Genomic DNA, 11647 nt, shown 5'->3' with positions numbered 1-11647 from the left:
GTTTTCGGTCTTCCTGAAACACCGCATCGTCTGATTTCACGACTGCTACGCAGCCGGACGCAGGCTTCGCCAGCTGCTACAAAAATTGCGTTACCGCAGAAATTGCTTAACTGATCGGCATTAGGGCTTGCCCGCGATGCAGGCACCTCGGTTTGTCAGCGAGACCGAGTTGATGCAATCGCGGGCAAGCCCGGCTCCTACATGTTTACCAGGGAATGGTTTCACCTCTGTAATTCACAAAATGATGCCCACCCATACCGGTGTAGGCGTTCACCTGATCCACCAAACCACGGGTACTGGTGTCCACATCAATGTCCGCACCTTCGCCACCCATGTCGGTTTTCACCCAGCCCGGATGTAACGACAGCACGGTGAGTTTTTGCTCGCCCAATTGCGTCACGAAGCTGTTGGTCATTGAATTCAACGCCGCTTTACTGGCCTTGTACAACGCCAGTTCTGGCTCGTTCGGTATGGTTACGCTGCCGAGTGCCGAACTCATGAACGCCAGCACGCCGCTGTCCGGCCGAATCTGCCCGATGAAACGCTGAGCCAGGTTGATCGGTGCCACGGCGTTGGTGAAAAACAGTTGGCCCACTTCGGCCAACGTCGCGCCGCCCGGTGTCTGAACGTTCGGGCCCTTGATCCCGGCATTCACGAACAACAAATCGAACATTTCACCCTTGAGCTGTTGGCTGAGTACGATCACCGCAGGCTGATCGTCCATGTCGAGTTTCTCGATCCGCACTTTGCCCAAGGCCCTTAGAGCTTCGGCGTTTTGGGGGTTACGCACGGTGGCGGTGACTTGCCAGCCGTCGGCCAGCAGGGTTTTCACCAGGCCGAGGCCCAAGCCCCGGGAGGCTCCGATGATGAGTGCGGTTTTTGCCTTGGACATGAGTGGTTTCCTTGAACAATAAGGATCACGGACTTAAAGGACAACGCTGGCCGAGCCGTTGTTGCAACTCGCTACGCAACGCGCCCAGTTCAGCCATGCGGGTTTCGATCAGTTTGAGTTTGTCTTGCAGCAATTGCGTGACGGCGCTGTCTGGATCGGGTGACTGCCAGATTGCCGCGACGCTGTTGCCGATTTCGCCGAGGGTAAAACCCAGTCGCTGAGCGGTTTTGATGTACTGCACCAGTTGCACCATGTCCGCCGGGTAGTCGCGATAACCATTGGCGCTGCGTTGCGCCGCGATCAATCCGCGCTGCTCATAAAAGCGCAGCGTATCGCGGCTGACCGCGCTGGCCTGGGCTAATTCACCGATGCGCATAGTGGTGTCTCAAGAGGGCTTGACCTTGGAGCATACTCCAGGCTTTAGCCTTGTTGCTCCTCGAATGTCTGGAGCAGGGCCAATGTGGACTTCAACGCAATATCGCCGGGTGGTGCGGGGCAGCGCCTGGTATGACTTGATCGTGACGGCGGCGTTTGTCACGCCGTGGAGTTTTTCGGCATTACACGGAGTGTTGGAGGGGGTGAGCCAAGTCTTTGACTTGCCCGGCGAGTTGCCGGTTTTTGAGCCGATGCACATGCTAATGGCGAATCTGTTGGGCTCGATAGTATGTGTCTGGGCGGTGCTGCGGATTCGGGATCCGCAGCAGGTGTTTGGGCGGTATGACGCGGTGGGACGGTTTCTGTTTTCGGCTTGGCAGCTTTATGCCTTGCTGCATGGGGCCAGTTCTTTGCTGGTGGTTTTCTTAGCCTTTGAATTGGCGTGGGGCGTGGCTCAGGTGTTGCCTGTCAGGCAGCCTTCGCGAGCAGGCTCGCTCCCACAGGGGGCGGTGTAAACCCATAGTCCAAGGTTCAAACCGGGCCTTTGTGGGAGCGAGCCTGCTCGCGATGGGGCCAAGGCAGGCGACCGCTAATGTCCGCTCTGCCACGGCTGCCCCAACGACACCGGCGCATACAACCGCGTCCGCAGCGCATCCCGCGACAGCAGCACCAACACCACAATCGTCGCGACATACGGCAGCATCGCCAGCAGACTCGACGGAATCGCCAGCCCCAAGCCCTGCGCCACCAAATGCAGGATGCTGGCGAGTCCGAACAGATACGCCCCCAGCAGCAAGCGCCACACCCGCCAACTGGCAAATACCACCAGCGCCAAGGCAATCCAGCCACGCCCGGCGCTCATGTTCTCGGCCCACATCGGCGTGTACGCCAGTGACAGATACGCCCCGGCCAACCCGGCCATCGCGCCGCCAAACAACACCGCCAGCGTACGCACGCCCATTACCGGCAAACCCATCGCGCTGGCCGCATCCGGGTTTTCCCCGACGGCCTGAATGATCAGCCCGACGCGGCTTTTCAGAATCACCCAAGCCACCAACGCAAACAGCACGAACGACAGGTAAACCAGCAGATCCTGCGCAAACAGCATCCGCCCGATCAGCGGGATCTCGCTCAAGTAGGGAATCGCCACCGGCTCAAAACCGGCCAGCGGTTTACCCACCCACGCCGCACCGACAAACGTCGACAGGCCCACACCGAAAATCGTCAGCGCCAACCCGGTGGCCACCTGATTGGCGTTGAACACCAGCGCCACCAAGGCAAACAGCGACGACAACAGCATCCCGGCGAGCATCGCCAACAGTACGCCGAGCCACAGGTTGCCGCTGTTCAGCGCGACGATAAAACCGATCACCGCGCCAAACAGCATCATCCCTTCCTGACCCAGGTTGAGTACGCCGCTTTTCTCGCAGATCAATTCACCCAGCGCCACCAACAACAACGGCGTGCCGCAGCGGACCATGGCGTAGAAAATATTGCTCAGCAGATCGAGATCCATCACAGCGCTCCTGCATGTACGGCGGTGGCAGGTGCGCGACGGGCCCTGCGCATATTCAAACGAGGTCGGTAGAGAATCAGCACGTCGCTGGCCAGCAAGAAAAACAGCATCATTCCCTGGAACAATTGGGTGATGGCTTGCGGCAGGTTCATGCTCATCTGCGCGCTTTCACCGCCGATGTACAGCAGCGCCATCAACAGGCTGGAAAACAGAATGCCGATGGGGTTGAGTCGTCCGAGAAATGCCACGGTAATCGCCGCATAGCCGTAGCCGGGCGAGACTTGCGGCACCAATTGGCCGATAGGCCCGGTCACCTCGCACACGCCGGCCAGGCCAGCCAACCCGCCGCTGATCAACAGCGCCAGCCAGATCAAACGCTTCTCGCGGAACCCAACGAACCCCGCCGCGCGCTTGTCCAGCCCCAGCACTTTGATCTGAAAACCGACAAAGCTTTTCTGCAACAAAACCCAGACAGCGACCAACGCCAGCAAGGCGAAATACACACCGGCGTGAACCCGGCCGTCCTCCATCAATAACGGCAAACGGCTCAAATCACTGAACATCGCCGACTCCGGGAAATTGAACCCGGCTGGATCTTTCAACGGCCCATGGACACAGAACAGCAGCAAGTTCAGGGCGATGTAATTGAGCATGATGCTGGTGAGGATTTCGTTGGCATTGAACCGTGTGCGCAACCATGCTGTCAGCCCGGCCCACGCCGCACCGGCCAGGGTGCCGACCAGCAGGATCAGCACCAGTGCCCAGCGACTTTGCAGGTCGATGATGTTCACGGCCAAGGCACTGCCGGCCAGCGCGCCGAGCAGCAATTGACCTTCGGCACCGATGTTCCAGATCCGCGCCTGATACGCCACCGCCAGCCCTAGCGCGCAGAGCAAAATCGGTAACGCTTTGACCAACAATTCCGAGACGCCATACCAGTCGCTGACCGGCGCGATCAACAAGGTGTGCAAGGTGAGCAATGGATCGTGGCCCAATCCGATAAACAGCAATGAGCCACAGCCCAGCGTCAGCACTGCCGCGAGCAATGGCGAGCACCAGAGCATCAGGCGCGATTGCTGGCCACGGGGTTCGAGAGAAAGCAGCATGTGAAACTCCGTTAAACCGTTGCGGGGGCGAGTGATTGAGGGGCGTCGAACTGGCCGGCCATCCAGCCGCCGACGTCGATCAGGCGCGTGTCGACGGTGGACCTGAGTGGCGACAGACGACCGCTGCACAAGGCGCCGAGTCGGTCGCTGATCTGGAACAATTCGTCGAGGTCTTCGGAAATCACCAGGATCGCCGCGCCGGCATCGCGCAAGGCAATCAGCGCGCGGTGAATGGTGGCGGCGGCGCCGACGTCCACGCCCCAGGTCGGGTGCGCGGCGATCAGCAGTTTGGGTTGCTGGAGGATTTCCCGGCCGAGGATGAATTTCTGCAAGTTGCCGCCGGACAGGCTGCGAGCCGGCGTTTGAGCATCGGGCGTCTTGACCCCGAAGCGTCGGATAATCTCTTCGGCCAACGCTTCGACCTTACCGCGCTGAATCAATCCATTGCTGACCAACCCTTGTTGAAAAGCCGTGAGCAGCGCGTTATCCGCCAGACTCAACTCCGGCACCGCGCCGTGACCCAGGCGTTCTGCAGGAACGAAGGCCAGGCCGAGTTTGCGTCGCGCATCGGGTCGCAAATGAGCGACCGATTGCCCTCCGAAACTGATCCTTGCGCCGTCATTGCGGGTCAGTCGTTCTTCGCCGCTCAGTAAGGCGAGCAACTCATCCTGACCGTTACCCGCGACACCGGCGATGCCGACGATTTCACCGCTGCGTACCTCAAGATCAACGTCCTTCAGTGAGCAGCCGAACGGATCTGGATTGGGCCAGGACAACCGGTTAACGGTGAGAAACGCAGCACCGCCCACCACCTTCGGATAGCCCGTAATCGTCTCGGCCGCTTCACCGACCATCAGCCGCGCCAGTTGCCGGTCCGAACATTTGGCTGGCAAGCAATGCCCGGCCACTCGCCCGCCGCGCAACACGGTGGCGCTGTGGCACAGTGCCCGGACTTCACCGAGCTTGTGGCTGATAAACAAAATGCTGCAGCCCTCGGCCGCAAGTCGGTGCAAGGTGACGAACAGTTCATCGGCCTCTTGCGGGGTCAGCACCGAGGTCGGTTCATCGAGAATCAGCAGGCGGATGTCTTGCATCAGGCAACGAACGATTTCCACTCGTTGCCGCTCGCCAATCGACAGGCTGTGGACAAGTCGCTCCGGCTCCAGCGCCATGCCATAACGTCGGGACACTTCACGAATCTTCGGTTCAAGCTGTTTCGGTGTGCCGGCCGTGGCACCCATCGCCAGGGCAATGTTCTGCGCCACGCTCAATGTTTCGAACAGCGAGAAATGCTGGAACACCATGCCAATCCCAAGGCCACGGGCCTGGGCCGGGTTGCGCATTCTCACGCGTTGCCCTTGCCAGATCATCTCCCCGGAATCGGCGTGGGTGACGCCATAGATAATCTTCATCAGCGTACTTTTGCCGGCGCCGTTTTCCCCGAGTAGGGCGTGGATTTCGCCAGGCGCAATCGTCAGGTCGATGGCATCGTTGGCCAGGCATCCGGGGTAGCGTTTACTGATCTTGCGCAATTGCAGGCGGGGCGTTTGATCGGGGATCGGCACGGGGTTGGGCATGACGGACTCGGGTCGATGGGCATGATGCCTGTGGATAAAGCAATTTCCTGTCCATGTAGTCAGGAAAGCTGCTAATCCGCGCAGGTACAGTCCTCGGGGACAATGGGTTGCGACCCATCAACGGCGAATCAGGCACCACTTGAGGGCAGAACTGTTGATCAGGCTCCTGTTTTGCTCGAGTTGAATTGGTTGAAAAATGAGCAGCTGTCTGCAAGCCATACCGGATAGGGAGTCGCGACAGTCATGAACGGGTTATCCACAGATTGCTCCACAGTATTTGTGCGCAAGCTCAAAGGTCGGGCATAAGCACTGTGCGGCTATCTTCTAAAGGTGATAACCCGCGCTAACTATTTGTTTTTACGTGAATTTAGTGTTGATGGTGGCAGATTGGACGAAAAGTGTACAAAGCCCGCAAACCCGCATGACAGAAGGGTTACAGGCACCTGTGCTCAGGTTATCCACAGCCGGGTGCACAGTAGATGTGGGCAAATTCCCAGCGTCGATGGAATAAGGGTGAACGTTGTTGGTGCACTCAGTGCTGCAACACAATGCGCCCACGACTCAAGTCCGCCAGCTGCGTTTGCAGGGTGCGGATCTGCGCTTTTCCAATCGCTAATTGCAGTTCGACGCCGTTGGCAGTGAAGGTTTCTTCCACGACCAAACCGCCCAGTTCCGCCACGCGAAGTTTCAGCAATGCGAGCTCACCAAAGGCGCAGGCGCAACTGACAGGCACTCGACTGATCAGCTCCACCTTTGGCGCCGCTTGCAGGCATTTGTTGGCGCCACCGCCATACGCCCGGGCGAGGCCGCCCGTACCTAGTTGAATGCCGCCGTACCAACGAATCACCAGCACCGCGACCTGGTCGCAATCCTGCGCTTCGATCGCCGCGAGAATCGGCCGGCCTGCGGTGCCGCCGGGCTCGCCATCGTCGTTGCTGCGGTACTGATCGCCGAGCTTCCACGCCCAGCAATTGTGCGAAGCATTGAGGTCACTATGCTGTTCGAAGAACGCTTGGGCTTCTGCTGGGCTTGATATCGGCGCGGCGAAGGTGATGAAGCGGCTTTTGCGAATCTCTTCGCGGTATTCGCAAAAGTCGCTGAGGGTAAAAGGCATAAGCGTCTTAAATAGCAGGGTTCAGGCCGCAGCCCTTGAGGATGATGCGGATCAGGTTGTTGCCGGCTTCTTCCATGTCCTGCTTGGTCAGCTTGGTACGTCCGCTGACTCGGCAGATCTGGGTCGCGAAGTCGGCGTAATGCTGAGTGCTGCCCCACAACAGGAAGATCAGGTTGACCGGGTCGACCGGGTCCATCTTTCCAGCATCGATCCACGCCTGAAATACCGCTGCCCGGCCCTGGAACCAGGCGCGATAGTCCTGGTTGAAATACTCGGTCAGGCACTCGCCGCCACTGATCACTTCCATGGCGAAGACTCGCGAGGCTTGTGGCTGACGACGGGAAAACTCCATCTTGGCGCGGATATAACGGGTCAATGCCTCGGCCGGATCATCCTCGGCGGTCAAGGTGTTGAAGGTGCTGTCCCACAATTCGATGATGTTGCTCAGCACCGCCACGTACAAACCCAGTTTGTTGGTGAAGTAGTAATGCAGATTCGCTTTGGGCAACCCGGCATTTTGGGCGATGGTGTTCATGCTGGTGCCTTTGAACCCGTGACGGGCGAACTCGTCTTCGGCGGCTTTGATGATGGTCTCTTCGTTTTTCTGACGAATGCGGCTGGCAGGTTTTCCGCCATGAGCAGGGACTTCAAAGGTCATAGGCACTTCCAGACAGATGGGTGGGTGCAACCAATGCGTTGATAGCGCACCCATGGGCTTCAGACAAGTCCCGGATGATAAAAGCCCTCGTACTTGTAGGAGCCGAGCTTGCTCGCGATGGCGTCAGGTCTGTCACCATCAATGATGAATGTTATGCCGCTATCGCGAGCAAGCTCGGCTCCCACAGGTTTTGCGTGTTGTTCAGCGCGTCGCGGCGAGACTTTCCAGAAAGCTTTCCAGTACCAAATGCGGGCGACGGCCCTTGCGCGTGACCGATGCAAGGCTCAGGTCATAGAAACGTGCCTGCGGTTTCAGCGCACGCAGGCGACCTTGTTGCACCCAGAGGCTGGCGTAATGATCCGGCAGGTAACCGATGTAACGGCCAGTGAGGATCAGGAACGCCATGCCTTCACGGTCCGACGCGCTGGCGGTGCAGTTGAGTGCCTGGTAATGGGCCTGGATATCTGCTGGCAAGCGGAAGGTCGGCGCGATGGCGTCCTGGCTATTGAGACGTTGGTCGTCGAGTTGTTTGTCGTCAACGTAAAACAGCGGATGGCCAACCGCGCAGTACAGCAGTGAGCGTTCACTGTAGAGCGGCTGATATTCCAGCCCCGACAACGCACTGGCCTGCGGTACTACGCCGACATGCAAGCGGCCGTCGAGCACGCCTTGTTCCACTTCGTTCGGCGCAATCATGCGGATCTGAATCTGCACGTCCGGGCCGCGCTCTTTCAGTTGTGCCAAGGCATGGGTGATGCGCATGTGGGGGAGGGTGACCAGGTTATCGGTCAGGCCGATGGTCAATTCGCCACGCAAATGTTGATGCAGGCCGTTGACCTCGGTGCGAAAACTTTCCAGCGCACTTAATAGCTGCAAGGCCGATTGGTACACCTCGCGACCTTCTTCGGTCAGGGAAAAACCGGCGCGACCGCGTTGACACAAACGCAAGCCGAGGCGCTGTTCCAGATCGCTCATTTGCTGGCTGATGGCCGAGCGCCCGATCCCCAGCACACTTTCCGCCGCAGAGAAGCCGCCACACTCGACAACGCTGCGAAAGATCCGCAGCAAGCGGATATCAAAGTCGCTGACTTGCGCCAGTGGATCGGGACGACGCGTGCTCATAGTTTAGTAATAGCCTGACTGAACGTTAGAAAAGTTGGATTTCACCGACTTTATCTCCGTGGCAATTTAGCTGCAAGAACGCTTTTGATCTCTACGCCGCTTATTGCCTTGCGAGGTTTTGCCCATGAACTTGCCTGAAAACGCCCCGTCTTCCCTGGCCAGCCAGCTCAAGCTTGATGCTCACTGGATGCCCTATACCGCCAACCGTAACTTCCAGCGCGACCCGCGTCTGATCGTGGGCGCCGAAGGTAGCTGGCTGATCGACGACAAGGGTCGCAAAGTTTATGACTCGCTGTCCGGTCTGTGGACCTGCGGCGCCGGGCACACTCGTAAGGAAATCCAGGAAGCGGTATCCAAGCAACTGGGCACCCTCGATTACTCGCCAGGCTTCCAGTACGGCCATCCGCTGTCGTTCCAACTGGCTGAGAAAATCACCGACCTGACGCCGGGCAATCTGAATCACGTGTTCTTCACCGACTCCGGTTCCGAGTGCGCTGACACGGCAGTGAAAATGGTCCGCGCTTACTGGCGTCTGAAAGGACAGGCGACCAAGACCAAAATGATCGGTCGCGCCCGTGGTTACCACGGTGTGAACATCGCCGGCACCAGCCTTGGCGGTGTGAACGGCAATCGCAAGATGTTCGGTCAGGCGATGATGGACGTCGATCACCTGCCGCACACACTGCTGGCGAGCAATGCCTATTCCCGTGGCATGCCTGAGCTGGGTGGTATCGCCCTGGCTGACGAGCTTCTGAAGTTGATCGAACTGCACGACGCGTCGAACATCGCCGCCGTATTCGTTGAGCCGCTGGCCGGTTCCGCTGGCGTACTGGTTCCGCCACAGGGTTACCTCAAGCGTCTGCGCGAGATCTGTGATCAGCACAATATCCTGCTGGTGTTCGACGAAGTGATCACCGGTTTCGGCCGTACCGGCAAAATGTTCGGCGCCGATACGTTTGGCGTGACCCCGGACCTGATGTGCATCGCCAAGCAAGTCACCAACGGTGCGATCCCGATGGGCGCAGTGATTGCCAGCTCCGAGATCTACCAGACCTTCATGAACCAGGCGACGCCTGAGTACGCGGTGGAATTCCCCCACGGCTACACCTACTCCGCGCACCCGGTGGCTTGTGCCGCTGGCCTGGCAGCACTAGACCTGCTGCAAAAGGAAAACCTGGTGCAAAGCGTGGCCGAAGTAGCACCGCACTTCGAGAACGCACTGCACGGTCTGAAAGGTTCGAAGAACATCATCGACATTCGTAACTATGGTTTGGCCGGTGCCATCCAGATCGCGCCACGTGATGGCGACGCGATCGTGCGTCCGTTCGAAGCGGGCATGGCGTTGTGGAAAGCCGGGTTCTATGTGCGCTTCGGCGGCGACACCCTGCAGTTCGGCCCAACCTTCAACAGCAAGCCGCAAGACCTTGACCGTCTGTTCGACGCGGTCGGCGAAGTGCTGAACAAGATCGACTGATTTTCTCTTCTATATAGAGGCGCCCTCAACGGGCGCCTGTGGACAACTTTTCAGGAGCGCTACATGAGCCTTATCCCGCATTTGATCAATGGCGAACTGGTGACCGAAGACGGTCGCACGGCTGACGTGTTCAACCCGTCTACCGGCCAGGCGATCCACAAGCTGCCATTGGCCAGCCGCGAAACCATTCAGAAAGCCATCGACTCGGCCAAGGCTGCATTCCCGGCCTGGCGCAACACGCCGGCGGCCAAGCGTGCCCAAGTGATGTTCCGCTTCAAGCAATTGCTGGAACAGAACGAAGCACGCATTGCTCAGTTGATCAGCGAAGAGCACGGCAAGACCCTGGAAGATGCTGCGGGTGAATTGAAGCGCGGTATCGAGAACGTCGAGTTCGCTTGTGCAGCACCGGAAATACTCAAGGGCGAATACAGCCGTAACGTCGGCCCGAACATTGATGCTTGGTCGGACTTCCAGCCGTTGGGCGTGGTGGCCGGCATTACCCCGTTCAACTTCCCGGCGATGGTGCCGCTGTGGATGTACCCGCTGGCGATCGTCTGTGGTAACTGCTTTATCCTCAAGCCGTCCGAGCGCGATCCAAGTTCCACACTGCTGATCGCTCAGCTGTTGCTGGAAGCCGGTCTGCCTAAAGGCGTGCTGAACGTCGTGCACGGTGACAAGGCTGCGGTGGACGCGCTGATCGAAGCGCCGGAAGTCAAAGCGCTCAGTTTTGTGGGTTCGACACCGATTGCCGAATACATCTACGCCGAAGGCACCAAGCGTGGCAAACGCGTTCAGGCACTGGGCGGCGCGAAGAACCATGCGGTGCTGATGCCGGATGCGGATCTGGATAACGCGGTCAACGCACTGATGGGCGCAGCGTACGGTTCTTGCGGCGAGCGTTGCATGGCGATCTCGGTGGCTGTGTGCGTCGGAGACCAGGTGGCGGATGCGCTGGTGGAAAAACTGGTGCCGCAGATCAAGGCGCTGAAAATCGGTGCGGGTACTACCTGTGGTCTGGACATGGGGCCGCTGGTCACCGGTCAGGCGCGCGACAAGGTCAGCGGTTATGTCGAAGACGGTGTTTCTTCCGGCGCGACCCTGGTGGTCGATGGTCGTGGTCTGAGTGTGGCCGGACATGAGGAAGGTTTCTTCCTGGGTGGCTGCCTGTTCGATAACGTCACGCCAGAGATGCGCATCTATAAAGAAGAAATCTTCGGGCCAGTGTTGTGCGTCGTTCGGGTGAACAGCCTGGAAGAGGCGATGCAGTTGATCAACGATCACGAATATGGCAACGGCACCTGCATCTTCACCCGTGACGGTGAAGCGGCGCGGCTGTTCTGCGATGAGATCGAAGTGGGCATGGTCGGCGTTAACGTACCGCTGCCGGTGCCGGTGGCTTATCACAGCTTCGGTGGCTGGAAGCGTTCGCTGTTCGGCGACCTGCATGCATATGGCCCGGATGGTGTGCGTTTCTACACCCGCCGCAAAGCCATCACCCAGCGCTGGCCACAACGTGCGAGCCATGAAGCTTCGCAATTCGCATTCCCTAGCTTGTAAGTAGAAGGGAAGAAGGCCGGTCCCTTGGGCCGGCCTTCGTGTTTCTGGGCTTTTTTGACCTATATGACACAATTGTGAAACTAAAGGTTGACGGCAGATTCTGGATGTCTATAATTCGCCCCACTTCCGGCGCAGTCGAAACGGAAAACTCCTTGGTAAACAAAGAGTTACGCAGTTTTCGGCAGCAAGCGGTTTCAGTTCATCGAAGCCCGAAAGGAGTTGAAAAAGAGGTGTTGACAGCAGCGTGTAACGCTGT

Annotated in this window: 11 protein-coding genes; 3 read left to right on the top strand and 8 right to left on the bottom strand. The window is 58.7% G+C overall.

The features are described 5' to 3' along the window. Positions 1-205: 205 nt before the first annotated feature. Together KGB06_RS27765 and KGB06_RS27760 are read right to left on the bottom strand one after the other, a co-directional pair. Positions 206-892 (bottom strand): SDR family oxidoreductase, encoded by a 687-nt coding sequence (locus KGB06_RS27765; RefSeq protein ID WP_223521437.1) that lies wholly within the window; start codon positions 890-892, stop codon positions 206-208. Positions 893-917: 25 nt separating this feature from the next. After that, positions 918-1268, bottom strand: coding sequence for a MerR family transcriptional regulator (locus KGB06_RS27760; RefSeq protein WP_223521435.1), 351 nt, complete (start codon positions 1266-1268; stop codon positions 918-920). 82 nt (positions 1269-1350) lie between these two features. Between KGB06_RS27760 and KGB06_RS27755 the strand changes: the two genes are divergently transcribed. Continuing rightward, entirely contained in the window at positions 1351-1782 is a 432-nt protein-coding gene (locus tag KGB06_RS27755) for a hypothetical protein (protein WP_223521433.1), read from the top strand. A 74-nt stretch (positions 1783-1856) separates the two neighbouring features. On the opposite strand, the gene KGB06_RS27750 is transcribed toward KGB06_RS27755, so the two are convergent. The 6 genes from KGB06_RS27750 to KGB06_RS27725 form a co-directional block, all read right to left on the bottom strand. Then, positions 1857-2783 carry an ABC transporter permease gene (locus KGB06_RS27750; protein WP_223521431.1) on the bottom strand — a complete coding sequence of 309 codons (927 nt, stop codon included), beginning with the start codon at positions 2781-2783 and terminating at the stop codon, positions 1857-1859. Continuing rightward, the gene (locus tag KGB06_RS27745) at positions 2783-3889 is read right to left on the bottom strand and encodes an ABC transporter permease (RefSeq protein WP_223521430.1); all 1107 of its coding nucleotides are present in this window, start codon (positions 3887-3889) and stop codon (positions 2783-2785) included. The genes KGB06_RS27750 and KGB06_RS27745 overlap by 1 nt, the downstream gene beginning before the upstream one ends. An 11-nt stretch (positions 3890-3900) precedes the next feature. Beyond that, the gene (locus KGB06_RS27740; RefSeq protein WP_223521428.1) at positions 3901-5466 is read right to left on the bottom strand and encodes an ABC transporter ATP-binding protein; all 1566 of its coding nucleotides are present in this window, start codon (positions 5464-5466) and stop codon (positions 3901-3903) included. A gap of 532 nt (positions 5467-5998) precedes the next feature. Continuing rightward, positions 5999-6580, bottom strand: a complete 582-nt coding sequence (locus KGB06_RS27735) for an IMPACT family protein (RefSeq protein WP_223521426.1) — start codon at positions 6578-6580, stop codon at positions 5999-6001. 7 nt (positions 6581-6587) lie between these two features. Further along, positions 6588-7238: a TetR/AcrR family transcriptional regulator gene (locus KGB06_RS27730; protein ID WP_223521424.1), complete on the bottom strand. Its 651-nt coding sequence runs from the start codon at positions 7236-7238 to the stop codon at positions 6588-6590. A gap of 201 nt (positions 7239-7439) precedes the next feature. After that, positions 7440-8360 carry a LysR family transcriptional regulator gene (locus tag KGB06_RS27725; RefSeq protein WP_223521422.1) on the bottom strand — a complete coding sequence of 307 codons (921 nt, stop codon included), beginning with the start codon at positions 8358-8360 and terminating at the stop codon, positions 7440-7442. Between the two features lie 124 nt (positions 8361-8484). Between KGB06_RS27725 and KGB06_RS27720 the strand changes: the two genes are divergently transcribed. Together KGB06_RS27720 and KGB06_RS27715 are read left to right on the top strand one after the other, a co-directional pair. Next, a complete protein-coding gene (locus KGB06_RS27720; protein ID WP_223521420.1) occupies positions 8485-9834 on the top strand; it encodes an aspartate aminotransferase family protein in 1350 nt (449 codons plus the stop codon). A gap of 63 nt (positions 9835-9897) precedes the next feature. Continuing rightward, the gene (locus KGB06_RS27715; protein WP_223521418.1) at positions 9898-11391 is read left to right on the top strand and encodes a CoA-acylating methylmalonate-semialdehyde dehydrogenase; all 1494 of its coding nucleotides are present in this window, start codon (positions 9898-9900) and stop codon (positions 11389-11391) included. The last annotated feature ends 256 nt before the right edge of the window (positions 11392-11647 follow it).

Source organism: Pseudomonas sp. GL-B-19 (genome assembly GCF_019956415.1).
Taxonomy (GTDB): domain Bacteria; phylum Pseudomonadota; class Gammaproteobacteria; order Pseudomonadales; family Pseudomonadaceae; genus Aquipseudomonas.
The sequence above is the reverse complement of the archived record's forward strand: the minus strand, read 5'-3'. Positions and strand labels throughout refer to the sequence as shown.